Below are 21,877 nucleotides of genomic sequence, written 5' to 3'. Positions count from 1 at the left end.
ACCGTCACCCCAACATTCCGAACCAACTCACGTCCCGACAACGCTGCTTCATGACGCTCAGGCCTTTGCATTCAAAACGTCGAAGTTGCGACCGCGGTCGGCGAAAATCTGGCGCAAGGCGTTTTCCAGAATCTTCTGGTTTGAGACGCCTTCCATCGCAGAGATAATGTTCAGCTCGCGCAGCGCAGCGCGGCTCATCCGGACGCTGGTATGAGGCTTTGTCGTTCTCGTCATCCTTCTCACTCCCGTATCAATCTCACTACGACATGACGTCATCTCAGGCATAGTACAGATCGGGAACAAATGCAAATCGACCCTCGATGTTTTGAATTGGGTCGGGACTTCGGCATCAGGATCCGTTCGAGTCACCGTAATGCTGCTTGACGAACCCGGTAGTAAGTCGGCTATCAGGATCGTGCGAAACAACGCATGACTTGGATCGTTAGATGAACGAGAGCACCCGACAAGATGCCGGTCACATCGGCCTCGCTGCCGATATCGTCGGCGCCTACGTATCGAGAAACAATGTTCCAGCTTCCGAGTTGCCGGCGCTAATCGCAGCCACGCACGCGGCCCTGGCGAAACTCGGCACACCCCCCGAACCCGTAGTCGAGAAGCCCACGCCCCCCGTCCCGATCCGCAAGACCGTCACCCCGGACCACATCATCAGCCTGGAGGACGGCAAGCCCTACAAGTCGCTCAAGCGGCACCTGACCACCCGCGGCCTCACCCCGGACCAGTACCGCCAGAAGTGGGGCCTGCCGCACGACTATCCGATGGTCGCCGCCACCTACGCCGCCCAGCGCTCCGAACTCGCCAAGAGCCTCGGCCTCGGCCAGATCCGGCGCGAGCGTGCGGCTGCCAAGCGTGCTGCCGAGATGCGGTCAACCCCTGATCCAGTCGTTTCCGCTCCGGCTCGTGGGCGCGGTCGGCCGAAGAAGGCCACCGCCTCGTAAGACCGATCATTCCCAGTTCTGCACCGTGTGCGGCAGTGAGGCTGAGGAACGAAAACCTCATGACAGCATTCCTAACAGCCTCTAGCTCGGCCGTAAGGACTGCCCGCCCATGACCCTTCTGATCATACTGATCCTCCTTATCCTGCTGTTCGGTGGCGGTGGCAGCTTCTACGGCGGCGGTCGGTACCGGACAGGCGGTCTCGGTATCGGCGGCATCTTGCTGATCCTCCTAATCGTGCTACTGCTCACGGGACGGATCACCGTCTGACTCCGAGTGACCAGTCGCCCGCCACAGTCTTGCGCCTCGGCGGGCGGGTGGTGTCAGTCAGCGCTCTAGACTTCTAATCTGCCCAGGAGTTCACGTCGTTTAGAAAGGCAGCTTGTCTGAAAGCTGCATCATGCGCTCATATGCGGCACGAAGGTTAGGATCTTTCGAATTACTTTCCTCCTTAATCCTATTCATAGAATGTTGAATCCATCTTTTTCCTTGTATATCAAGCTGCTCAGCCAGCGAGAGGAGCTTCGGCTTCTCAGGTTTGTTCTCACTTTCTGGGGCAAATATATTAGGCAGTTCATCAGTCTCGCTGGTGCCCGCTGAAGCTTCATTGCTGCACCGGGGCTGATTGATGGCGCTTGCTCGCGATAGATTCGACCTTGATGCGGCGTAGTTTTCGGCAATCATCGGGTAGTCGTGGGGAAGGCTCCACTTCTGTCGATATTGCTCGGGGGTAAGGCCGTGCGCGGCGAGATGGCGAATGAGCGTCTTGTACGGCTTGCCATTCTCAAGGCTGATGATGTGGTCTGGAGTAACAGTCCGTCGAATAGGGACCGGAGGCACAGGCTTCTCAGCCATGGGCGTGGACTGCGTCTCAAGCCTGTTTAGCATCGTGTGGACAGCCGAGAGCAGTCGCGGAATCTCAGTCGCGGGAATATGGTTGCGAGTCACATACGCCGATACAATATCGGCAGAGATCCCAAGCAGTCGCATATTCATATCCAACCTCACTGTGCGATTAAAGTGTAAGCGCCGCTCGCATCAGCCGCACGTGCATCTTCGGCATAGAATCGATCAAGAGCAGTGATCGCTGCAAGAAGTGCTTCCTGTGCCTTGAACGCCGCGTCGGCAAGTGGTGCATCACCCTCGCATCGCGACAGCCGTTCCATGTCGGTTAGGTAGGAAAGTGGTTCTATCATCGCCACGATCAGCGCATCGTCAGCGTTCAGGAAGCGAAACTGGGCAAGATCCAGGTGGGACATCAGCGTTCTCCCTGCTGATTGGTTTGGCGGGACTACTCAGTGAACGGAGACGGCGCGGGTAGCCTTAGCGAGCTGCCATGTGGCCTTGAGGGTGACGGACAAGGCCTCACCCCAAGTGCAGCCGAAGCGAGCTTGGTGGTTCTTCGCGGCAGCAGTGGCAGCCGTCATGATCGCGGCCTTGTCGTAGGCGCCAGCGACCACGAGAGGCCGGCGCTTTGCGGAGGTTGCTCGGATAAGACCCTGAGCGGCGAGAAGTCCGACCGGGCGCTTTGCGCGATCGGCCTGCATCGCCTTCATGGCGGTGGCCCAATGGAGGGAGCGAGTGGAAGCCATGGATTCGATTCCTGTCGGAAACAGATAGGAATTTACCTTTTCGAAACCGACAATCAACCCTTTTTGCGAAATTCCTTGCGATTTCCGACAGGAGTGGTAGGCGTCGATCATGACGCCTGCCCAGTCCCGCGCCGCCCGTGGCCTTCTAAAATGGACCCAAGATGACCTTGCCCGCGAGGCGAAGGTCAGCGTGGTCACCGTTAGGAATTTCGAAAATGAGAAGTCGAATCCGCAGCGAGCCACCGTTGAGGTCATGAAGCGATGTATTGAGGCTGCAGGTATCGAGCTGATCTCAGCGAACGGCGGAGGTCACGGCGTTCGTTTTAGAGACCCGCTAGTTGGCTGAATCGCAGTTATTCGACAAGCGCTACGTCTTTCGCATTCTCGGCGGCGTTGTCCTTGGAGTCTAGAGATCTCAGCGCAGAGACAACATCCCACACGTTCGACGCCTTCAGCATCTCCATAAATCGAGGAAGGTCGTCTCCTAGACGCTCTGCCAGGAACAATGCAGTATCCTCCGCCGCACGCTCACGCTCCTCCCGGAGGCGGTTGATTTCTGCCTCTATCGCCTCTTGTCCTCGAGCCCTGCGCGCCTCCGCCTTTTCGAACTTCGCTTGATCCTCCGGCGGCAACTTCGCCACCTTCCGCTTGCGCGCGTCTCGCTTTGACTCCTCCTGCTTCGTGCGACGCGTTTCATCGATGCGCGCCACGATCTCGCGAGCGTTGAGCCGCTGTCCTGCATCGAATCTGGCTATGACATCGGTGCGAATGTCGTCTGGCGTTGATTTCGCGGCGAGCGCATAGACGGTGATCGGGGGCAAAACCGAAACGATTTCGGGTTTGTCGGCAAATGTCTCCGCCGCTCGCATGTAATTCTGCGCCGTGCGGTCGCTCATGCCGAACTCAGCCTCAATCCAAGCGCCGAACATACCGTGACCAAGCTTCTTTTTCATTAAAATGAGATCGTTGCCGGTCTCCATGATCTGAGCACGGTTCCTTCGGTGAACTCGCTCAGCAACCTTGCGCGCCTCAGATGCGAGATCGCTCGGCAGCTGCTCATAGCTGAAATTCGAAGCATCCGCAGGGTGAATTTCTGGGTTCATGGCCGACCTATTCCTTTGTTGCCAGATCTTCCGCATGATCCGAAAATCAAATCTCGGGCATCATGCTTGCTAATCCATCTGTAGAGCATCTTTGGGAGATTTAATTCTCAGGACCCATCCATCGCCCCACAGCTCACGAGCAGGGATGCTCGTCATCACGTAGCCCAAAGTTCCATTGAGTACAGTCTGCGAAGATATGTATACTTTGTCGCCGATAATTACGCCTAACTCTGATTGAGATAGCTGAAGGCATTTTTTTATTAGGAGCGGACGCCACTCTCTATCGCGGTAATCCTTGGTTTCGATGCTGATGCAGTTCTTGACTTGCAAAGGTGAGATTCGGCCGCGCCAATTGCGGGGATTGCTCCTGCCGAGCGCCCATCGCTCCAGCCTCTCGATTACCTGAGGAGTCCACTCTGGAAATGGCGCGACAACATTGGGCCAGATCTCAAAATCGCTTGCTTTGACAACGAAGCGCACCATCAAGGATAGGCCCTCGCGGTATCCTCGCATATTGCCCGCAGCGGTGCATGTATTGTCAATCTTGGGCTCTGTAGTAGCCCAGATGAGATCAGGATTCGCGTTATGTCCACGAGAATTTCTGCTTGGAAGCAGTCTTCCGCTATGAAAAATAAAGGGCAGATGAGCGGTGTCTGTATAGTGATAAACTTTAGACATTCTTGCTATCCCGCAGAATCGAGTTGCCGCGCGAATTCAGCCATTCGTGAACGACGATTCAATAACCCCGGCGACGGCGCGAGAGCTGAACAAATGCAGGTCCATCGCCAGCGTGAATCAGCCTGCCGAAGGTCGAGATTGGAATTGCGCAGGTAGCAGCGGCGTCCGTCTCCGATAGGACGCGCACGCTCTCGCGCTCGCTAAAGAGCGAGTGCATAGAATTTCTCCACATAATAAGACCAGCCCTGTGCGGGCACTGCGACTGCTAGGAGCGATACTGCGAGGTGGCTTGAGCGCTCCCGACGCCCACTGAGATTGCAGGGACGGTCGGCTTTCGCAAGGTGGCACCCAGATACCAAACCATGATACAAATGCGCGAACGGTTGCCGATTCGATGCAATGAAATCAATAACTTAGGGCGCTCAGCATCCAGCGAGGTGCTGGACAGCCCCGGCACGAAGCGGCTGCCGTCGCCGCAGATCGGGGTGAGGGCGCAGGCCGAGCTGTGGGCCCGGCCGACCGAATCGACGCTCCTCACCACGACCCTGATCGCCGGCACCGCCCGCTGGAGCGCCTGGGGCCGGGTGTCGTGGGGGATCAGGCTGCCCGACCTCGGCGAGGCCTATCTCGGGCCGGAAGCCGCGCTCTACGCCGACCGGACCGGCTACCGGAAGTGGAGCCTCGGCCTCCACGCTACCGATTTCGGGTTGCCACCCTTGATCGCGGCGCCGCCGGCCCTCTCCGAGATGCGCTTTCGCGTCTCAGCCGGCTGGGTCTACGAGGAACAGATCCGGCGCCCGGGCATCTACGGCACCGTCACCGCCTGGCTCCCCCTTTGAGGTGCTCAACGCATCGAGGAAGCTTGCCGCATCCGCCACGATGGCGCCCCTGCGCGCCGGCGGCATCCTGGCCAGCGTGCGGTAGGGCATCGCGAGGCGCGGATTGCGGCTCAAGGAGCCCTCGTTCGCGATCAGGAAGTTCCAGTACAGGTAGTTGAACGGGCAGGCGGCCGGGCCGGACTTCTCGCGCACGTCGTAGGCGCAGCCGCGGCAGTAATCCGACATCCGGTCGATGTAGGCGCCGGACGACGCGTAGGGCTTCGAGGCGAGGAGGCCGCCATCGGCGAAGAGCGCCATGCCGTGGACGTTGGGCAGCTCGACCCACTCGTAGGCGTCGGCATAGACCACCAGGAACCATTCCTCGACCTGGGCCGGCGCGATCCCGGCGAGCAGCGCGAAATTGCCGAGCACCATCAGGCGCTGGATGTGGTGGGCGTGGGCGTGGGCCTTCGTGTCGCGCACGCATTCCGCGAGGCAGGCCATCCGGGTCTCGCCGGACCAGTAGAACCACGGCAGGTCGCGGGTGGCGTCGAGCGCGTTGGTCTGCGGATAGTCCGGCATCTTCGCCCAGTAGAGCCCGCGCACGTATTCGCGCCAGCCGAGGATCTGGCGGATGAAGCCCTCGACCGCGTTGAGCGGCGCCGACCCGTCGCGCCACCGTTCCTCCGCGGCGCGGCAGACCTCCTCGGCGTCGAGGAGGCCGAGATTGAGGGCCGGTGCGATCAGGCCGTGATAGAGGAACGGGGTGCCGGCCCGCATCGCGTCCTGGTAGTCGCCGAAGTCCGGCAGGCAATCGTCGAGGAAGTGCCGGAGCGCCGCGAGCGCATCGGCCCGGGTCACCGGCCAGGCGAAGCCGTCGAGGTCGCCGAAATGGTCGGGGAAGCGGCGGGCGACGAGGGCCATCACCTCGCGCGTCACGGCGTCGGGCGGGAAGCGCCGGCGCTCCGGCACGGCGTGGCCCGGGGGCAGGCGGCGGCGGTTGTCGTGGTCGAAGTTCCAGCGCCCGCCCGCGGGCTCGCGCCCCTCCATCAGGAAGCCGGTGCGCCGGCGCATGGCGCGGTAGAAGGTCTCCATCCGCAAGGATTCGCGCCCCTCCGCCCAGCGGGCGAAGATCGGGCGCGGGCACAGGAAGCGGGTGTCGTCCCGGATCTCGACCGGGATTCCGAGGGCCTCCTCCCAGCCCCGCATCATCGCCTCGACCCGCCACTCGCCGGCTTCGGTCACCACGATCCGGTCGGGACGGTGGCGGGCGACCGCCCGGGTCAGCTCAGCGGTGAACGAGCCGGCATTGTCCGGATCCTCCAGGGCGACGTAGTCGACCGCGATGCCGCGGGCGCGCAACTCGGCCGCGAAGTGGCGCATGGCGGAGAGGACCAGCACCAGCTTCTGCTTGTGGTGGCGCACATAGGTCGCCTCGTCGGTGACCTCGACCATCAGCACCGTGTCGGCGCCGGGATCGAGGTCGGTGAGGGTGGCGAGCCGGGGATGGAGCTGGTCGCCGAGGACGAGGCGGAGCGTGCGCAGCGGAGGCGCCCCCAAGGCCTTACCCCTTCGTGCGCAGCCGCGAGCGGCCGCCATCGACGCCGATCACCTGGCCGGTGATCCAGCCGGCCTCGTCCGAGACCAGGAAGGCGGCGAGCGCGCCCGTATCCTCCGGCCGGCCGAGGCGCGGGACGGCGTGCATCGCCGCGATGCCGTTCGCCACCGTCTCGTTGGCGGTGAGCGAGCGGGCGAGGTTCGTCCGGGTGAGGGAGGGCGCCACGACGTTGACCCGCACCTGCGGCGCCAGCTCCGCGGCGAGGCTCAGGGCCAGGCCCTCGACCGCCCCCTTGGCCATCGCCACCGAGGCGTGGGCGGCGAAGCCCTGCGCGGCCGCGACGGTGGAGAACAGCACGACGCCGCTCGTTCCCTCGCCCGCCCCCGCCTTGAGGCCCGGGGCGGCGGCCTGCACCGCCAGGAAGGCGCCGAGCGCGTTAATGCGGAAATCGGCCTCGATCTCGGCCGGCTTCAGGCGCCCGACCGGCTTCAGGTTGATGGTGCCGACGGCGTAGACGAGGCCGCTCAGGGCCTCGCCGGCCTCGGCGCTCGCGCGGGCAAACAGGCCGGGATCGGTGACGTCGCCCGCCGTCACGGAGGTCTCGCCGAGCTCCGCCGCCAGGGCGTCGAGCGCGCCGGCATCGCGGGCGACGAGGTGCAGCGCGTGCCCGCGGGCGCGGAGCGCATGCGCCGTCGCCCGGCCGATGCCGCCGGTTCCCCCGTAGATTATCGTGCGCGCCATTGCGGCCCCCGTTCCGCTGCCCATAACTCTAGCTAGGGCGAACGGGCGTGCCGGCGCCGGGGGCGGGGCGGGCCGAACTGACGCAGGGGCCGGTGGGATTCGCCGGCGGGCCGGGCACGGCCGCGCCGGGAGTGGTCGGGTAAGGAGTCGCGACGTGAAATTCGCCTTCGCGGGGATCGACTTCCTCGGCGGTGTGTTCGAGGCGCTGGCGGGTGCGGGCTGGCAGCCGATCAAGCTGTTCACCCGTCCCTGCGACGGGATCTACGACCACAACGACGCGGTCGTGGCCCTGGCCCGGCGGCACCGGGTGCCGATCCAGCTCTCGCGCATCCGCGTCGCCGACATCGAGGCGCTCTCGGCCGAGCACGGCCGCGACTGGGCGCTCGTGGTGGCGGGCTACCCCTGGCTGGTCACCGGCTGGCCCGGACGGGTGCGCTACGCCCTCAACATCCACCCCTCGCCGCTGCCCGACGGGCGCGGGCCCTACCCGCTGTTTCGCGCCATCCTCGACTCCTACGAGAGCTGGGGCGTGACCGCCCACGTGCTGGCCGAGGAGGGGTTCGACACCGGCGACATCCTGGCCCAGGAGCTCTTCCGGCTCTCGCCGGAGGAGACGCACGAGACCCTGCTCTCCCGCTGCCAGATGGCGGCGATGCGGCTCGCCCGCGGGCCGATCGCCCGGGAGCTGCCGGCCCGCTGGCGGGCCGCCGAGCCCCAGGGCGACGGCGCCTACTGGCCGCGGGTGAGCGACCTCGACCGCACCCTCGACTTCCGCCAGCCGGTCGACGCGATCCTGCGCCGGGTCCGGGCCTTCGGCGCCATCGAGACCCTGGCGCGGGTCAACGACAGCCGCATCTTCGTCCTGGAGGCGCAGGGCTGGACGGAAGCGCACCGCCACGTCCCCGGCACCGTCGTGCACCATTACCGCCGCCAGATCGTGGTCGCGGCCCGCGACGGCTACGTGCAGATCACCCGCTGGAGCAACATCGCCCTTCTCGACGCGGGCCAGACCGGGCGCTGACCGATGCCGAAGATGCGCCGCAAGGGCGACCTGCCGCAGAAGGTCTGCGCCCAGTGCGGCCGGCCCTTCGCCTGGCGCAAGAAGTGGGAGCGGGTCTGGGACGAGGTGCGCTACTGCTCGGATGCCTGCCGTCGGGCGGCGCATCGCGGCGAGCCGGCCCGCCCGCCCGACCCGCGGCCGTCCCGGTGAGTCAGGCCTCGAGGTGACGGGCCGGGATCAGGCGCCAGACCAGGCCGCCGCGGGGGCCGAGCAGCATCGAGGCCAGGTAGAGCGCGCCGGCAGCGAGCACGATCGCCGGCCCGGTCGGCACGCCGCCGTAATAGGAGACGAGGAGCCCCGCGACGCTCGCGATGAGCGCCGTGACCACCGCCGCCGGCATCAGGCCGGTGAGGTCGAGGGCCCAGAACCGCGCCGTGATCGCCGGCAGCAGCATCAGGCCGACCGCCAGCAAGGTGCCGAGCGCCGCGAAGCCACCGACGAGGTTGAGCACCACCAGCGCCAGGAAACAATAGTGCACCGGCCCGCTCGCCCGGCCGACCGAGCGCAGGAAGAGCGGGTCGACGCATTCCATCACCAGCGGCCGGTAGGCGACGGCGAGGCCCGCCAGCGTCACCGTGGCGATGCCGCCGAGGAGCAGCAGGGCGTCGTCGTCGAGCGCCAGCACCGTGCCGAACAGGATGTGCAGGAGGTCGATCGAGGAGCCGCGGGCCGAGATCAGCAGCACGCCGGCGGCGAGCGAGATCAGGTAGAAGGCCGCCAGGCTCGCATCCTCGCGCAACACCGTCGAGCGGGCGACGAACCCGGACAGGAGCGCCACCGCGAGGCCGGCGACGAGGCCGCCCAGCGTCATCGCCGGCAGCGACAGCCCGGCCCACAGGAACCCGACCGCCGCGCCCGGCAGGATCGCGTGGCTCATCGCCTCGCTCATCAGGCTCATGCGCCGGAGGGTCAGGAAGACGCCGACCGGGGCGGCGCCGACCGACAGGGCGACGCAGCCGGCCAGCGCCCGGCGCATGAAGGCGAACTCGACGAAGGGGGCCGTCAGGAGGTCGATCACGCGGCATGCCCATGGGTGTGGTGATCGTGGCCCTGGTGGTCGTGACCGTGTCCGTCGTGTCCCGGTCCCTCGTGACCCGGTCCGTCGTGCCGGTGGGCGGCGGCCGGCGCGCGGCAGACCGGCGCCTCCTCGTCCCAGGCCTCGCAGAGCCGGCGGGCGCGCCGCAGGTTGTCGGCGGTCAGCACCTCGGGCGTCGCGCCCCAGGCCACCGCCTCGCGGGCGAGGAGCAGGGTCGCGGGAAAATGCCGGCCGACCTGGTCGAGGTCGTGCAGCACCGCCACCACGGTGCGCCCTTCCGCGTGCCAGCCATGCACCAGCCCGAGCAGCTCGTCGGTGGTGCGCGCATCGATCGCCGCGAAGGGCTCGTCGAGCAGGATCACCCGCGCGTCCTGCAGCAGGACGCGGGCGAACAGGGCGCGACGCAGCTGCCCGCCGGACAGGGTGCCGATCGGCCGGCGCTCGAAGCCGGTGAGCCCGACCGCCGCGAGCGCCGCCTCGACGGCGCCCCGGTGGGCCTTGAGCGAGCGCCAGGGCCCGACCCGGCGCCACAGCCCCATCGCCACGAGGTCGAACACCCCGATCGGGAAGGACCGGTCGATCTCGGCGGCCTGGGGCAGGTAGGCGATGTCCCGGCGCGACAGCCCCGGCCGCAGGACCTCGCCCTCGAGGGGGGCGATCTCGCCGATGATGCCCTTGAGCAGGGTCGACTTGCCGGCGCCGTTCGGTCCGACCACCGCGGTGAGCGACCCGGGCGCGATCGTGCCGTCGAGGTGATGGACTGCCGGATGACGGGCGTAGCCGAGGGTCAGGCCCCGGAACCCCAGGGCGCCGCCCGGCGCGGAGACGGGTGCGTTCACGCCATCGCCCACCCGATCAGGGCCCAGACGCCCGCCGCCAGCAAAGCCGCGACGGCGAGACGCGGCCCGATTCCCTGCCGCAGCAGGGAGAACGGCGCCGGCAGGCGGCGCGGGACGGCAGCGTCGGCCCGGGCGAGGGGGCCATGGTCATGCGGCATCGGCGAATCGTCGCTCGGGCCCGGTCGGCGCCGCGCCCTCGGCGGCGGGCATCCCGGACCCCATATGGAGGGCGGCCGGCGGCCGCCCAAGCGCCGATCGTTACACTGTAACAGGCAAGGCCTGTCAACCGCCGCCGGGTTGGAGTAGGCGGGGTGGAGCCGGATGCGGCGGGAGGTTATCGCATGGACGGGCACGATACCTGCGGGCACCACGGGCACGGCCCCGCGGCGCACGGCCCCGCCCGCACGGCGGAGCTCGTCGCGCGGGCCGAGCGGCTGGCGCAGGACCTCGGCCTGCAATTCACGGCGCTGCGCCGGCGCACCCTCGAGGTGGTGGCCGAGGAGGGCAGGCCGCTCGGCGCCTACGACATCGCCGAGCGCCTGAGCGCGCCCGGCAAGCGCGTCGCCGCGGTCTCGGTCTACCGCGCCCTCGACTTCCTGACCGAGCACGGCCTCGTCCACCGCATCGCCAGCCGCAACGCCTTCGTGCCCTGCGAGCACGGCCACGGCGCCGGCGAGAGCGCGGTCTTTCTCATCTGCCGCAGCTGCGGCAGCGTCGACGAAACGATCTCCGCCGAGATCGAGCGCAGCCTCGACCGCACCCTCGCGCAGGCGGGCTTCAAGCCGGCGAGCCGGATCGTCGAGATCGAGGGCGAGTGCGGAACGTGCCAGGGGCGGCAGGAGGCGGGATGAGCGTGCGCGCCGCGCCGCGCCGTCGGTCGCCCTGGCCAGTCGTGGACATCCGGCCGTGCGCGCGTCGCTCGCCGGCCCGCATCGCCGGCGGCTCGGACGCGTGGAAGCTCGGACGTCCGGGACCGGGCGCCGCTTGATCGGCGTCACGCTCTCCCATCCGCGACGGCAGAGCGCTTTCCCGGGCGCGCCGCTCAGGCCTCACGACATCCACAGCTACGGCCAGAGCCCGGTCGGCTTGCCGATGGGCGAAGGGCTGCCGAGATTGGAGATCGGGCCTCTTCCTTGAACCGACCTTGCCGGTCGCAGAAGCGCGCGACATGAGAGGATGCGGTCTCTCGAGCCGCAGCGAAGGTCACGGCACGACCCGCTCAACCACCGTGCCTCGGGTCATGCGGCGTCGCGGGCCTGTTGGGTCAGCGACAGGATCAACGTCTCGTCAAGTCGGTCCGCATCGGCCAGCTTCACGCCGAAATGATCGTGATCCGCGTGGACCACGGAGCCGTGGCGCGCACGACCATCCCCGAAATCGATCGTCACCACGCTGTCAGGCTGCAGATCCTGGCCGGGCAAGCACACCTTCGCACCACCCAGGGACACATTCTGGAGGCGGGCTTCGCGCAGCGTTCCCCGGACGGCCACCCGGATCGTGGCACCGGACTCAAGCCTCGCATCGGATCGACGCTCGGAGATGGCCTGCACGACCTCCTCGAGCTGCGTGCCGAACATCCCGGCTTCGGCCAGCAATTGCTCGGCGAGTTGGGAAACCTCGGTCGCGAGGCGGTCGGTCTCGCTCGCGGCTGCCGGTAGCGTACCCAGTTCCTCGATTGCCGAGTGCGTGCGGTCGGCGGAGATCTGGACGGTCCGGTTGATCTCCATCGTCGTCGCACTCTGCTCCTCGACCGCGCTCGCGATCGCCGAGGCCGCGACGTTGATGGTTGAGATCGTCTCATCGACGCGGCTCATCGCCGAGAGCACGTCGCCGGACGCCGTGCGCAAAGCCGCGACCTGTTGACCGATCTCTGCCGTCGCCTTGCTGGTTTGCTCGGCCAGGCCCTTCACCTCGCTTGCCACGACGGCAAAACCCCGGCCCGCACTCCCTGCACGTGCCGCCTCGATGGTCGCATTCAGCGCCAGGAGATTGGTCTGCGCCGCGATGTGGCTGATCAGGTCGGTGAAGCTGCCGATCCGTGCACTGGCTTCGTCGAGGAGCACCGCGAGCGAGCGGGCCGCCTGAACCTCCTCCTGTGCTCGCCGCACCACCGCGTTGGACTGGGCGGCCTGTGTTGCAATCTCGGCGATCGAAGTGGTGAGTTGCGTTACAGCGGCAGCAGCTCCGGAGATCTCCGAGATCGAGCCTCGAAGGCTGATGACGGATTGATCGAGCTGATCTCGGGTCGAGCCAGCATGACCGCGAACCTGCTTCGTCGAAGCCCCCATGACGTCGGCAAGCCCCCTGAAACGCTCCATGGCATGCTGGGTTGCCGATGTGATGCGATCCGAGATCTCCACCATGTAGGCGACCCAAGCGTCCCGCTCGAGCGCACGATCGGCACTGGCTGCCGCTACGACTTGAGCTGCAGTGCGGTCGCGGTAGTGAACGACCGCACGCGCGAGATCGGCGATCTCGTCGCGGCCGCCCGCTTCCGGCACACAGGCGGCGACATCTTGGTCCGCCAGGACGCGGATGCGGCGGGCGAGGTTATCGAGCGCCCGCACGATCGACCGGCTCAGGAGCCATGCGACCATGAAGGCTGCCGCCGTGATCGTGAAGCCGACGGCACCCGCGACCAGTATGGCGTTGTGGAAGCCATCGATGCGCGCCTTCAGGAGCCGGTCGAGCTCGTCGGTTCCAGCCACCTGCAGGCGATCGTTCGACGCGATCGCCGCGGCCATCGCGCTCTCGAAGACCGCTGTTTCGTTCTGCGTCTGGCGACCGGCCTCACGGGCCTGCATGAGGGCGTCGGATGCCGAGAACAGGGTCCTGGAAGCATCTTGGAAGCCGACCAGCGGTCCGGCGAGCGCTTGCTTGGTCCCTCCCGCATTCGCCGCGAATGCCTTGGCAAGGGAGCGTTCGACGCCTTCGAAATTGGCCCGGAGCTTGCCCAGATCGATGAGTGTCGCGGCATACTCGGCCTTGGAGAGACTGGCCGTCCCTCTCTGCTCCCGGGCGTGGCCGAGCAACCGCCAGCTCAGTTCGAGCATCTCGGGCAGCCGGACCACCGCCGCATCCATGACGTAGAACGAGTCGAGGTCGGGATCGAGCAACAGGTTCGACCCATCACCAATGGCGTCGATGAGGGCGTGAGCAGCCGCAATCTGAGCGTTACGGTCAGAGCCGGACAGGACCTTGCCGAGATCGGCAGCCACAGCCGCGGCCTTGTTCGCCTCGGCGAGAACGAGGCTCGTTGCGCGCTCGGTGCGCAGCTTCTGCGGATCGAGAGCCATGCCGGGAGGCCCGGCCGCGACATCCATCATGACGGGCCATACCGCTCTGATCTGCGTGACGCCGAGCCTCTCGGCGTCAGCGAAGCGAACGTTCGTCATCGCCTGCTGCACGTACAGCATGGCGAAGATCCCGATCGGCAGCAGGAACAAGCTCACAGTCGCGATCAGCTTACGTCGGATCGTGAACGGAATCATCAAAGGTATCCCCCCACCCAATCAGGCGTGAGTGCGCTATCGTGAAGATTGCACTGATGTGCTGAGCAACTATGAACGCGCACTTGATTATTTTTCGCCGCAGCCGCGCAAATGAAATAAAAAATATCACGCCCCTCGTTGCACAACAGGCAATCCGGCAAATTTGGATGATTTTACGTCAGGAGCACAGCAGCCGAGGGTGCCGATTGCCTCCGTTCGAAGGCAGGTTCCCGGCCGGCTCATCCGACCGGGAGGCGTCTGGGTCACCAAGCCCGACTGCACTCCGGGCCGGGCGATGTCACGCTCGAGCATCCCGTCACTGAAATTCATTCCTCGTCCACCGACAAGCCAGAGAGCGGACGGACGGGTCGTCGGCACCGGGTCGCAGGCCGCCGACCGGATGGTCAAGCTGACTGCGTATCGTCTGTGCCGACTTCGACCGGCCGGCGGGTGTCGCTGTGCCCAGAGCGGACGGGCTGCGTGGTCCGGCGCCGAGCGCCCAATCGTCCGGCCGATGCCCATGCCTCGCTCGAGTCGGAACCTGGCGTCATGGGCATGATTTCGGCGCTGCGCGCCGCCCATGGCCGCGCACGGCTAGATACAATTTCTGATTGATTTCTTGGCTGATGTTTGAGTCCGAGCCGAAAGCATCCTGACAAGTAATTTTCAATATGGATCTCCAAAATCTTGTCACAACGTACGTTAGGTTATGGAGTGTTTACTATTTATTGCATATTCTCATTTCTAATTTGATACTAAAATTCGATATACGCAAATTTTACGCGTCGAATATTGAACCAATACGCCGCCAGCTCGTTAGTAGGCGCACAAGACGTGATAACGGGGCCTCACGAATGCTTTGGAACAGCCGAGCGATGCGCATCCTCGTCGGTGTGCTGCTGCTTGGAGCGGCCACCCTGGCGATCCTGCCGGCCATCACCGGCTATACCAGCCTCGACGGGACGGTGAATGCCCGCTTCACCGTCGTCGCCGCCCCGATCGAGGGCGTGGTCTCGGCGACGCCGCCGAAGGTCGGCACGGCGGTTCCGGAGAGAGAGACGCTGTTCCAGATCAGGAACGAGCGCATCGCCCGCACGGCCGAGGCGCAGCTGGAGGCGGATCTCGGCGCGACCCGCGAGCGGCTGCGCGCCCTCGAGGGCCAGATCGGCGCGCTCGCCGCCATCAAGACCGACCTCGCCGGCCGGCTGAAGGAGTACCAGCAGGCCAGCATCATCGGCGTGCAGCAGGAGATCGTCATCCGCCAGCAGCGGATCACGGCCGCCCAGGCGCAGCAGGTCTCCGCGCAGGCGGACCTGGTCCGAAAGACGACCCTCGGGGCGACCGGCGTCGTGGCCGGAAGCTCCGTCGAGCAGGCGCGCGCCGCGTCCGTCGCGGCCACCAGCGAGCAGGCGATCGCCCGGGCCGACCTCGAGCGCCTGACCCGCCAGCTGGAGGCCCTGCGGAAGGGCACGTTCGTCGGCGAGGGCCGCAACGACGTGCCCTACTCGCAGCAGCGCCAGGACGAGGTGGCGATCCAGCTCGCTAACGTGCAGATGCAGGCACGGGCCGAGCGCGCCCGCCTCCAGCAGCTCGAGCGTCAGATCGATCTCGAGCGCGACCGCAACGACCGGCTCTCGACCGCCGTCGTACGCGTCCCCTTCGACGGCGTGGTCTGGCGCAACAACGTCGTGGCCGGCTCCAACGTGGTCGTCGGCAACGAGCTCATCCGGCTCCTCGACTGCCGGGACCTCTTCGTCGACATCCTGGTCAACGAGGTCGATTACGACGACATCCGCCCCGGCGTGGCCGCGGAGGTCCGCCTGCTCGGCAGCAGCCAGATCATCGCCGGCACGGTCCTCTCGGTGCGCGGATCGAGCGCGGCCGTCGAAGAGACGGTCCTGGCGGCCGTCCCGCCGGAGAGCCGCGGCAAGAGCGCCCGCATCCGCGTGGCGCTCGAGCCCAACGCCATGCAGCGCGATTTCGCCAATTTCTGCCAGGTCGGCCGCTCGGTGCAGGTCCGGATCGCGCGCGCCGCCAAGCGGTATCGTCTTCCAAACCTGGTGAAGAGCCTGTGGTTCAGTATCTCGTAAACTTCGCCCCGACCCTCGCCGTCGCGGCGTTCTTCTTCCTGTTCAGCCTGAACTGGCCGCGGCATGCGACGTGGTCGCGCGCGATCACCTGCATGGTCGTCCTCGCGGTCGCCGTGCGCTACCTCGTCTGGCGCTTCTTCGCCACGGTGCTGCCCTATCCGGCGGATGGGAGCTTCGGCTTCGTCTGGACGTGGTTCGTCTTCCTCGTCGAGCTGGGTGCCTTCGCCGACATCCTGCTGTTCCTCGTCGCCATGAGCCGGTACGTGGACCGCAGCGCCGAGGCGGACCGGCTCGAGCGGGAGGTCTTCGCGGCCGACGCGCTCGCCGACCTCCCCACCGTCGACGTCTTCATCCCGACCTACAACGAGCCCCTCGACGTCCTGGAACGCACCATCGTCGGCGCGCTCGCCCTGGATTACCCGAAGGACAAGTTCAAGGTCTACGTCCTCGACGACAAGCGACGCCCATGGCTGAAGGAGTATTGCGAGCAGAAGGGCGCGATCCACGTCACGCGCCCTGATAATTCGCACGCCAAGGCCGGCAACATGAACAACGGCCTGACAGTCTCGTCGGGCGATTTCATCGCGATCTTCGACGCCGATTTCGTGCCGTACCGCAACTTCCTGCGCCGCACGGTGCCGTTCTTCCGGGACCCGACGATCGGCATCGTCCAGACGCCGCAGCATTTCTTCAACAAGGATCCGGTCCAGTCCAATCTCAGCCTCGAGAAGGTCTGGCCCGACGAGCAGCGGCTGTTCTTCGACGAGATGGCCGCGAGCCGCGACGCCTGGGACGTCAGCTTCTGCTGCGGCTCCTGCTCGATCGCGCGGCGGTCGGCCGTCGAGGAGATCGGCGGCTTCCCGCACGATTCGATCACCGAGGACCTGCTCACCACCCTGGCGCTCCTCAACCGGGGCTACAAGACGCGCTACCTCAACGAGCGCCTGTCGATGGGCCTCGCGGCCGAGAACCTGAAGGGCTACTTCGTCCAGCGCGGCCGCTGGTGCCGCGGCGGCATCCAGACGATCTACCTGCACAACGGCCCGCTGCGCGGCCCCGGCCTGACCCTGTTCCAGCGGTTCATGTTCCTGCCGCTGTCCTGGCTCGTCCAGTACACGGTGCGCTTCGTGATCCTGGTGGTCCCCGCCGTCTATCTGTGGACGGGGGCCGCACCGATGTACTTCACGGGGACCGAGGACATCATCTGGTACCAGCTGCCCGTCCTGCTGGCGTATTTCCTGCTGATGGGCTGGCTCACCCCGACGCGATACCTGCCGCTCGTCTCCTCGGCGGTGGGGGCCTTCGCGACCTTCCGGATGCTGCCGGTCGTCGTCTCCAGCCTGGTCAAGCCGTTCGGCGTGCCGTTCCGCGTGACGCCCAAGGGATCCGGCAACGAGGACTCGCAGTTCGACGCCTACACGTTCTTCTCGATCGCCTTCTGGATCGCCGTCACGGCGTTCGGGCTGATCGTCAATGTCGTTCCTGAGTGGTCGCGGATCGGGGAGGGCGAGTTCTCGGTCGTGTCGGCCTACTGGGCGGTCGTCAACATCGCGGTCCTGATGGTGGCGTCCCTCATCTGCTTCGAGACGCCGCGCCCGCTCCTCGACAGCTTCGCGACCGACGAGCTGGCCAGGATCACGTACGGGGCCGCGACGCTGCCGGGGAGGGTCACCAGCCTGTCGCTCGTCGGCGGCATCGTCGAGCTGGATGCCGAGCCGGCCGCCGCGCCGAGCCATGAGATGATCGTCGAGATGGAGCGCTTCCCGCGCCTGCGCTGCACGATCGAGGCGGTGATCCGCCGCCGGGGGCGGGGCGTCGCGATCCGGTTCGGCTACACGCTGGAGGGCGAGTGCCGGGACGAGATGATCGTGAAGCTCTACACGGGCAACTACTCGCAGGACATCCACGAGCTCGACAAGTCGGCGATCGCCAGCGGCCTGTGGTCACGGATGTTCGGCCGCACGGCGCGCAAGGCAGCCTGAGGCGTGAAGGACCGGTTCGCGTCTCTCAATAGGCGTTCTTGAACGCGCTCCGGGCCATCACCGTCATCACCAGGATCCGGAGGTCGAACCACAAGGACCAGTTGTCGATGTAGAACAGGTCGTGCTCGACGCGCCGCCGCATGTCGGCGTCGGTCAGGGTCTCGCCGCGCAGCCCGTTCACCTGCGCCCAGCCGGTGATGCCCGGCCGCACGTTGTGGCGCCGCGCGTAGAGCGCGATGCGGCGCTCGAAGCTGCGGTCGTGGGCGACGGCGTGGGGGCGCGGGCCGACCAGGGACATGTCGCCCAGGATCACGTTGAGGAGCTGGGGCAGTTCGTCGAGGTTGGTGCGGCGCAGGATGCGGCCGATCCGGGTGATGCGGTCGTCGTTCCGCGTCGCCTGCCGGAACGCCGAGCCGGCCTCGACCCGCATGCTGCGGAACTTGAACACCCAGAACGCTTCCTGGTTGAAGCCGTAGCGCTTCTGGCGAAACAGGCTCGGGCCCGGGCTGTCGAGGCGGATCAGGACCGCGATCAGCAGCAGCAGGGGCGAGAGCGCCACCAGGCCGAGGGAGGCCACCACGACGTCGAAGGTGCGCTTGGCGGCGATCTCGAGGGCCGTGAGGGGCGCGCGGCCGACATTGATCCCGGTGAGCAGCCCGACCCGGCCGACCCGCACGTCGCTGAACCGGTCCATCACCCGGCCCGGCCGCAGATGCAGCGCCACCGGCACCCGCAGGAAGGCGTCGACGCAGGCCTCCAGGTCCTCGACCTCCGCCCAGGGCACCAGCACGAAGACGTCGTCGGGCCGCAGGAACCGCACCACCGACACGCTGAGATCGAGGTCCTCGGCGAGCTGGGTCCGGCGCGCCTCCGGCTCTGTGCCCGGGGCAGCCGAGCGCAGGGTGCTGACGCCGATCACCCGCAGGCCCAGGGCGGCCGTGTCGTGGGTGGCGTAGAAGCTCGCCACGTCCTCCTCGTAGCCGATCAGGTGGATGCGGCGGGCGGAATCGGAGCGGGGGCTGATCAGCCGGCGCACCAGCGCCACGGTGAGGAAGCGGGTCGCCACGAGAACCGGAAGCCCGGCCAGGAAGGTCGCGAGCGCGGCGGCGCGGGAATGGTCGCCGGTGGTCTTGCTCAGGAAGCCGAGGACCAGCACCACCGCCCAGGCACCGAGCCACAGGCTCACCGTCCGGCGCAGATGCGGGGCGCGGGCGAGGTAGTTCTCGATGCTGTACTCGCCCCGGGCGGCGTTCGGCAGCACCACGAACAACCCGAGAAAGAGCCCGACCGCGAGCGAGGGGCCGAGATCGGGCTGCTGCTCGTAGGAGACGAGGTGGTAGATCATCTCGCAGGCCAGCCCGCTGAGCGCGACGGCGGCGAGCTCGGCCAGCGCCGCGCCCCCGGCGATCGCGAGGCGCAGGGCGGCCCGGCCGCGGCGGGGCAGGAGCGCCGTCCAGACCGCGCGCGCCTCGGACGAGGCGAGGTTGGCGGTGCCGTCGTCGGAGAACCGTTCGTGTCGCATGGCGAGATGACCCGTGACCCCGTCTGTGCCGGCCTGGGACGGGGCGGGCGGATGGCGTGTCGTTTCCGCACGCATCCCGGGCCCTCGCCGGCTGGTTGACCGTTCGGCAGCAAGCCCGGGACCGGCGGCATCCCAGCCCTGCGGTCGCGGCGGGGACGCGCGGGTCGCGCGGGTGTATGGGAAGCTGGCCGAATCCCGGGTCTCACGGGTGGAACGGCGCGACGCGGCCGACGGGAGGGCCGCCGGGAGGAGCCCTGAAGCGATGGATGCGCGTGCGAGCGACGGCGGGATGGCCGTGGAGACGTCGGCCGGCGGGTTGTCGCGGGCGGAGCCGGCTGCCAAGGCCGTGGCGCCGGCCGGTCCGGCGGGGCCGACGGCGGTGGTGCTCGGGGCCTTGAGCCTGTCGCACCTCCTCAACGACATGATCCAGTCGCTGCTGCCGGCGATCTACCCGCTCTTGAAGCAGGCCTACAGCCTCGATTTCGGCCAGATCGGTCTCCTGACCCTGGCGTTCCAGCTCACCGCCTCGCTGCTGCAGCCGGTGGTCGGGCTGTTCACCGACAAGCGGCCGCTGCCGTTCTCCCTTGCCGCCGGCATGCTGGTGTCGCTCTGCGGCCTGCTGCTCCTGGCGAGCGCCGGGACCTACGGCCTCCTGATCGTGGCCGCCTGCCTCGTCGGCCTCGGCTCGGCGATCTTCCATCCCGAAGCCTCGCGGGTGGCCCGCCTGGCCTCCGGCGGGCGCTACGGCCTGGCGCAGTCGGTGTTCCAGGTCGGCGGCAATGCTGGCACGGCCCTCGGCCCGCTGCTGGCCGCCTTCATCGTGGTGCCGCGCGGGCAGGGCAGCGTCGCGGTGTTCGCGGTCGCGGCGCTCGCCGGCTTCGTGGTGCTCGGCCTCGTCGGGCGCTGGTACCGCGACCGCCTCCGGGCGGGGGCGGCGCGGGGCAAGAAGGGGGCGGCGCAGGGCGGCGCCCTGCCGCGGGGCAAGGTCGTCGTCACCATCGCGCTGCTGCTGGTGCTGATCTTCTCGAAGTTCTTCTACATGGCGAGCCTGAGCTCGTACTACACCTTCTACCTGATCCACCGCTTCGGCGTGTCGGTGCCGCAGTCGCAGCTCTACCTGTTCGTGTTCCTGGGCGCGGTCGCCGCCGGCACCGTGCTGGGCGGGCCGATCGGCGACCGGTTCGGCCGCAAGCTGGTGATCTGGGGCTCGATCGTCGGGGTCCTGCCCTTCACCCTGGTGCTGCCCCACGCCAACCTGTTCTGGACGGTGGTGCTCACCGTGCCGATCGGCCTGACCCTGGCCTCGGCGATGCCGGCGATCGTGGTCTACGCCCAGGAGTTGCTGCCCGGGCGGGTCGGCCTGGTGGGCGGCCTCTTCCTCGGCTTCGCGTTCGGGATGGGGGGGCTGGGCGCCGCGGTGCTGGGCGAGGTCGCCGACCACACCAGCATCGAGTTCGTCTACGGCGTCTGCGCGTTCCTGCCGGCCGTGGGACTGCTCGCGGCCTTCCTGCCGCGGCTCGATCCGCCCAAGGCCGCCTGACGATCAAGGCCGCCTGAGACCGGTTCGGACGGAGAGGCCCGGGGCGTCCTTGCGCCCCGGGCCTCGAGTCGTGCCCGACGTCCTACTCGGCCGCCTGATCCCGGGCCACGGTCTGGATCGTCTCGAATCCTTCGAATTGCGGATGGCCGAGATAGAGCGGCCGGGTCCCGGGGGCGCGGCTATGCGCCTTGCGGAACTGCTCAGACCGCGTCCAGGCCTCGAAGTCGCCCCGCGAGGCCCAGACGGTGTGCGAAGCGTAGAGCACGTGGTCCTCGGCCTCCGGTCCGCGCAGCAGATGGAACTCGACGAAGCCCGGCATCTCACCCAGGTGGCTGTCGCGCCCGAGCCAGACCTGCTCGAAGTCCTGGGCGGCCTCCTTGTAGACCTTGAACCGGTTCATGGCGATGAACATGAATGGCATCCTTCCGGCGCGCACGGCCCCGGCCGAGGAGATGGGGGCCGCCGCGCCGACGGCAAGGTGACGGGGCCGGTCGGCCCCGGAACCTTTCGGCTCCAAGCTGAGTGAGCCGCGCAACTCAGTATTTTTTTCACCTTTGTTCCCTTGGGGAATTCGCTCGGAGCGTGTAGACGGGAGTTGGGTTGCATGGCAGACCCGCATCCGCGCCTGCAGCGTGGCAGCAGCACGGCACGGGCGGGTGGGGAAGGGCGGCCTGCGGCGTGCGCCGGCCGGCTGGAATTCTCCGGCGAGGCTGGCGTGGCGTTCCGGATCGGGACGCTTGCGGGCCTCGGCGGCCGAGACCGAGACGGTCCTGCCTCGATGAGGTGGACGAGAATGGGGTGCGCGGGCAGGAGGCGAGGCTTCTTCGCCGCCGGCCCGAGAGGGACAGATCCGCGGGGTGGCCGGGCCGGGGC

At 67.2% G+C, this 21,877-nt stretch carries 24 protein-coding genes; 10 read left to right on the top strand and 14 right to left on the bottom strand.

Translation table 11 applies throughout. The annotated features are described in order from the left end of the window. Window positions 1-57 precede the first annotated feature (57 nt). Window positions 58-234: a hypothetical protein gene (locus tag EU555_RS36015; protein WP_167858429.1), complete on the bottom strand. Its 177-nt coding sequence runs from the start codon at window positions 232-234 to the stop codon at window positions 58-60. Between the two features lie 212 nt (window positions 235-446). Between EU555_RS36015 and EU555_RS04695 the strand changes: the two genes are divergently transcribed. Together EU555_RS04695 and EU555_RS04690 are read left to right on the top strand one after the other, a co-directional pair. Next, complete coding sequence (locus tag EU555_RS04695; protein ID WP_135413426.1) at window positions 447-956, top strand: Ros/MucR family transcriptional regulator; 510 nt, start codon at window positions 447-449, stop codon at window positions 954-956. Window positions 957-1,065: 109 nt separating this feature from the next. Beyond that, window positions 1,066-1,224: a DUF3309 domain-containing protein gene (locus EU555_RS04690; protein WP_135413424.1), complete on the top strand. Its 159-nt coding sequence runs from the start codon at window positions 1,066-1,068 to the stop codon at window positions 1,222-1,224. 99 nt (window positions 1,225-1,323) lie between these two features. On the opposite strand, the gene EU555_RS37585 is transcribed toward EU555_RS04690, so the two are convergent. The 3 genes from EU555_RS37585 to EU555_RS04675 are packed head-to-tail and all read right to left on the bottom strand — an operon-like array spanning window position 1,324 to window position 2,657. Next, window positions 1,324-1,944, bottom strand: a complete 621-nt coding sequence (locus EU555_RS37585; protein WP_342636461.1) for a Ros/MucR family transcriptional regulator — start codon at window positions 1,942-1,944, stop codon at window positions 1,324-1,326. A 14-nt stretch (window positions 1,945-1,958) separates the two neighbouring features. Next, complete coding sequence (locus EU555_RS36010) at window positions 1,959-2,213, bottom strand: hypothetical protein (RefSeq protein ID WP_167858428.1); 255 nt, start codon at window positions 2,211-2,213, stop codon at window positions 1,959-1,961. A 36-nt stretch (window positions 2,214-2,249) separates the two neighbouring features. Continuing rightward, window positions 2,250-2,657, bottom strand: a complete 408-nt coding sequence (locus EU555_RS04675) for a hypothetical protein (RefSeq protein ID WP_245524138.1) — start codon at window positions 2,655-2,657, stop codon at window positions 2,250-2,252. On the opposite strand from EU555_RS04675, the gene EU555_RS04670 reads away from it, so the two are divergent. Next, the gene (locus EU555_RS04670) at window positions 2,656-2,892 is read left to right on the top strand and encodes a helix-turn-helix transcriptional regulator (protein ID WP_135413418.1); all 237 of its coding nucleotides are present in this window, start codon (window positions 2,656-2,658) and stop codon (window positions 2,890-2,892) included. The genes EU555_RS04675 and EU555_RS04670 overlap by 2 nt on opposite strands. 7 nt (window positions 2,893-2,899) lie before the next feature. Here the strand turns inward: EU555_RS04670 and EU555_RS04665 are convergent, their stop codons facing one another. Both EU555_RS04665 and EU555_RS04660 read right to left on the bottom strand, forming a co-directional pair. Further along, complete coding sequence (locus EU555_RS04665; protein ID WP_167858427.1) at window positions 2,900-3,649, bottom strand: DUF3102 domain-containing protein; 750 nt, start codon at window positions 3,647-3,649, stop codon at window positions 2,900-2,902. Window positions 3,650-3,718: 69 nt separating this feature from the next. After that, on the bottom strand, window positions 3,719-4,132 hold the full coding sequence (locus EU555_RS04660) for a hypothetical protein (protein WP_135413414.1): 414 nt from the start codon (window positions 4,130-4,132) through the stop codon (window positions 3,719-3,721). Window positions 4,133-4,764: 632 nt separating this feature from the next. On the opposite strand from EU555_RS04660, the gene bcsS reads away from it, so the two are divergent. Then, the gene (bcsS, locus tag EU555_RS04655) at window positions 4,765-5,166 is read left to right on the top strand and encodes a cellulose biosynthesis protein BcsS (protein WP_425375082.1); all 402 of its coding nucleotides are present in this window, start codon (window positions 4,765-4,767) and stop codon (window positions 5,164-5,166) included. Here the strand turns inward: bcsS and EU555_RS04650 are convergent. Together EU555_RS04650 and EU555_RS04645 are read right to left on the bottom strand one after the other, a co-directional pair. After that, window positions 5,089-6,744, bottom strand: coding sequence for a cryptochrome/photolyase family protein (locus EU555_RS04650; RefSeq protein WP_205820762.1), 1,656 nt, complete (start codon window positions 6,742-6,744; stop codon window positions 5,089-5,091). The two genes, bcsS and EU555_RS04650, sit on opposite strands and share 78 nt — an antisense overlap. Further along, a complete protein-coding gene (locus tag EU555_RS04645) occupies window positions 6,710-7,444 on the bottom strand; it encodes an SDR family NAD(P)-dependent oxidoreductase (RefSeq protein ID WP_135413412.1) in 735 nt (244 codons plus the stop codon). Before EU555_RS04645 ends, EU555_RS04650 begins: the two co-directional genes overlap by 35 nt. A 154-nt stretch (window positions 7,445-7,598) precedes the next feature. On the opposite strand from EU555_RS04645, the gene EU555_RS04640 reads away from it, so the two are divergent. Next, window positions 7,599-8,465 (top strand): methionyl-tRNA formyltransferase, encoded by an 867-nt coding sequence (locus EU555_RS04640; protein WP_135413409.1) that lies wholly within the window; start codon window positions 7,599-7,601, stop codon window positions 8,463-8,465. Between the two features lie 3 nt (window positions 8,466-8,468). Then, window positions 8,469-8,654, top strand: a complete 186-nt coding sequence (locus tag EU555_RS04635) for a DUF2256 domain-containing protein (RefSeq protein WP_135413407.1) — start codon at window positions 8,469-8,471, stop codon at window positions 8,652-8,654. Window position 8,655: 1 nt separating this feature from the next. Here EU555_RS04635 and EU555_RS04630 read toward each other — a convergent pair whose 3' ends face one another. From EU555_RS04630 to EU555_RS36005, 3 genes are read right to left on the bottom strand one after another with little or no spacing between them, the layout of a single operon-like run. Then, entirely contained in the window at window positions 8,656-9,480 is an 825-nt protein-coding gene (locus EU555_RS04630) for a metal ABC transporter permease (protein ID WP_167858434.1), read from the bottom strand. 38 nt (window positions 9,481-9,518) lie between these two features. Then, window positions 9,519-10,379, bottom strand: coding sequence for a zinc ABC transporter ATP-binding protein AztA (aztA, locus tag EU555_RS04625; protein WP_135413403.1), 861 nt, complete (start codon window positions 10,377-10,379; stop codon window positions 9,519-9,521). Further along, window positions 10,376-10,537 (bottom strand): hypothetical protein, encoded by a 162-nt coding sequence (locus EU555_RS36005; RefSeq protein WP_167858420.1) that lies wholly within the window; start codon window positions 10,535-10,537, stop codon window positions 10,376-10,378. The genes aztA and EU555_RS36005 overlap by 4 nt, the downstream gene beginning before the upstream one ends. A gap of 183 nt (window positions 10,538-10,720) precedes the next feature. Here EU555_RS36005 and EU555_RS04620 point away from each other — a divergent pair, with 183 nt between their 5' ends. Next, a complete protein-coding gene (locus EU555_RS04620) occupies window positions 10,721-11,230 on the top strand; it encodes a Fur family transcriptional regulator (protein WP_135413401.1) in 510 nt (169 codons plus the stop codon). Window positions 11,231-11,617: 387 nt separating this feature from the next. On the opposite strand, the gene EU555_RS04615 is transcribed toward EU555_RS04620, so the two are convergent. Next, window positions 11,618-13,870 carry a methyl-accepting chemotaxis protein gene (locus EU555_RS04615; protein ID WP_135413399.1) on the bottom strand — a complete coding sequence of 751 codons (2,253 nt, stop codon included), beginning with the start codon at window positions 13,868-13,870 and terminating at the stop codon, window positions 11,618-11,620. A gap of 875 nt (window positions 13,871-14,745) precedes the next feature. Between EU555_RS04615 and EU555_RS04610 the strand changes: the two genes are divergently transcribed. Then, window positions 14,746-15,960 carry an HlyD family secretion protein gene (locus EU555_RS04610; RefSeq protein ID WP_245524137.1) on the top strand — a complete coding sequence of 405 codons (1,215 nt, stop codon included), beginning with the start codon at window positions 14,746-14,748 and terminating at the stop codon, window positions 15,958-15,960. Further along, window positions 15,942-17,942: a glycosyltransferase gene (locus EU555_RS04605; RefSeq protein WP_135413395.1), complete on the top strand. Its 2,001-nt coding sequence runs from the start codon at window positions 15,942-15,944 to the stop codon at window positions 17,940-17,942. Before EU555_RS04610 ends, EU555_RS04605 begins: the two co-directional genes overlap by 19 nt. 25 nt (window positions 17,943-17,967) lie before the next feature. On the opposite strand, the gene EU555_RS04600 is transcribed toward EU555_RS04605, so the two are convergent. Further along, window positions 17,968-19,464, bottom strand: a complete 1,497-nt coding sequence (locus EU555_RS04600; RefSeq protein ID WP_135413393.1) for an undecaprenyl-phosphate glucose phosphotransferase — start codon at window positions 19,462-19,464, stop codon at window positions 17,968-17,970. Between the two features lie 262 nt (window positions 19,465-19,726). On the opposite strand from EU555_RS04600, the gene EU555_RS04595 reads away from it, so the two are divergent. Beyond that, window positions 19,727-21,004 (top strand): MFS transporter, encoded by a 1,278-nt coding sequence (locus EU555_RS04595; protein WP_245524136.1) that lies wholly within the window; start codon window positions 19,727-19,729, stop codon window positions 21,002-21,004. A gap of 82 nt (window positions 21,005-21,086) precedes the next feature. On the opposite strand, the gene hmuQ is transcribed toward EU555_RS04595, so the two are convergent. Next, window positions 21,087-21,416 carry a heme-degrading protein HmuQ gene (gene hmuQ, locus EU555_RS04590; protein ID WP_135413391.1) on the bottom strand — a complete coding sequence of 110 codons (330 nt, stop codon included), beginning with the start codon at window positions 21,414-21,416 and terminating at the stop codon, window positions 21,087-21,089. Between the last annotated feature and the right edge of the window lie 461 nt (window positions 21,417-21,877).

It is taken from the genome of Methylobacterium nonmethylotrophicum, from assembly GCF_004745635.1.
Taxonomy (GTDB): Bacteria; Pseudomonadota; Alphaproteobacteria; order Rhizobiales; family Beijerinckiaceae; genus Methylobacterium; species Methylobacterium nonmethylotrophicum.
This window is presented reverse-complemented; position numbering and strand designations above follow the sequence as displayed.

What these genes read in the sequence shown, in the direction of transcription:
- EU555_RS36015 (WP_167858429.1), bottom strand. Translation starts at nt 234, where the DNA reads ATGACGAGAACGACAAAGCCTCATACCAGCGTCCGGATGAGCCGCGCT.
- EU555_RS04695 (WP_135413426.1), top strand. Translation starts at nt 447, where the DNA reads ATGAACGAGAGCACCCGACAAGATGCCGGTCACATCGGCCTCGCTGCC.
- EU555_RS04690 (WP_135413424.1), top strand. Translation starts at nt 1,066, where the DNA reads ATGACCCTTCTGATCATACTGATCCTCCTTATCCTGCTGTTCGGTGGC.
- EU555_RS37585 (WP_342636461.1), bottom strand. Translation starts at nt 1,944, where the DNA reads ATGCGACTGCTTGGGATCTCTGCCGATATTGTATCGGCGTATGTGACT.
- EU555_RS36010 (WP_167858428.1), bottom strand. Translation starts at nt 2,213, where the DNA reads ATGTCCCACCTGGATCTTGCCCAGTTTCGCTTCCTGAACGCTGACGAT.
- EU555_RS04670 (WP_135413418.1), top strand. Translation starts at nt 2,656, where the DNA reads ATGACGCCTGCCCAGTCCCGCGCCGCCCGTGGCCTTCTAAAATGGACC.
- EU555_RS04675 (WP_245524138.1), bottom strand. Translation starts at nt 2,657, where the DNA reads ATGATCGACGCCTACCACTCCTGTCGGAAATCGCAAGGAATTTCGCAA.
- EU555_RS04665 (WP_167858427.1), bottom strand. Translation starts at nt 3,649, where the DNA reads ATGAACCCAGAAATTCACCCTGCGGATGCTTCGAATTTCAGCTATGAG.
- EU555_RS04660 (WP_135413414.1), bottom strand. Translation starts at nt 4,132, where the DNA reads ATGGTGCGCTTCGTTGTCAAAGCAAGCGATTTTGAGATCTGGCCCAAT.
- EU555_RS04650 (WP_205820762.1), bottom strand. Translation starts at nt 6,744, where the DNA reads ATGGCGGCCGCTCGCGGCTGCGCACGAAGGGGTAAGGCCTTGGGGGCG.
- EU555_RS04645 (WP_135413412.1), bottom strand. Translation starts at nt 7,444, where the DNA reads ATGGCGCGCACGATAATCTACGGGGGAACCGGCGGCATCGGCCGGGCG.
- EU555_RS04635 (WP_135413407.1), top strand. Translation starts at nt 8,469, where the DNA reads ATGCCGAAGATGCGCCGCAAGGGCGACCTGCCGCAGAAGGTCTGCGCC.
- EU555_RS04630 (WP_167858434.1), bottom strand. Translation starts at nt 9,480, where the DNA reads ATGCGCCGGGCGCTGGCCGGCTGCGTCGCCCTGTCGGTCGGCGCCGCC.
- EU555_RS36005 (WP_167858420.1), bottom strand. Translation starts at nt 10,537, where the DNA reads ATGCCGCATGACCATGGCCCCCTCGCCCGGGCCGACGCTGCCGTCCCG.
- EU555_RS04620 (WP_135413401.1), top strand. Translation starts at nt 10,721, where the DNA reads ATGGACGGGCACGATACCTGCGGGCACCACGGGCACGGCCCCGCGGCG.
- EU555_RS04615 (WP_135413399.1), bottom strand. Translation starts at nt 13,870, where the DNA reads ATGATTCCGTTCACGATCCGACGTAAGCTGATCGCGACTGTGAGCTTG.
- EU555_RS04610 (WP_245524137.1), top strand. Translation starts at nt 14,746, where the DNA reads ATGCGCATCCTCGTCGGTGTGCTGCTGCTTGGAGCGGCCACCCTGGCG.
- EU555_RS04600 (WP_135413393.1), bottom strand. Translation starts at nt 19,464, where the DNA reads ATGCGACACGAACGGTTCTCCGACGACGGCACCGCCAACCTCGCCTCG.
- EU555_RS04595 (WP_245524136.1), top strand. Translation starts at nt 19,727, where the DNA reads ATGGATGCGCGTGCGAGCGACGGCGGGATGGCCGTGGAGACGTCGGCC.
- hmuQ (WP_135413391.1), bottom strand. Translation starts at nt 21,416, where the DNA reads ATGTTCATCGCCATGAACCGGTTCAAGGTCTACAAGGAGGCCGCCCAG.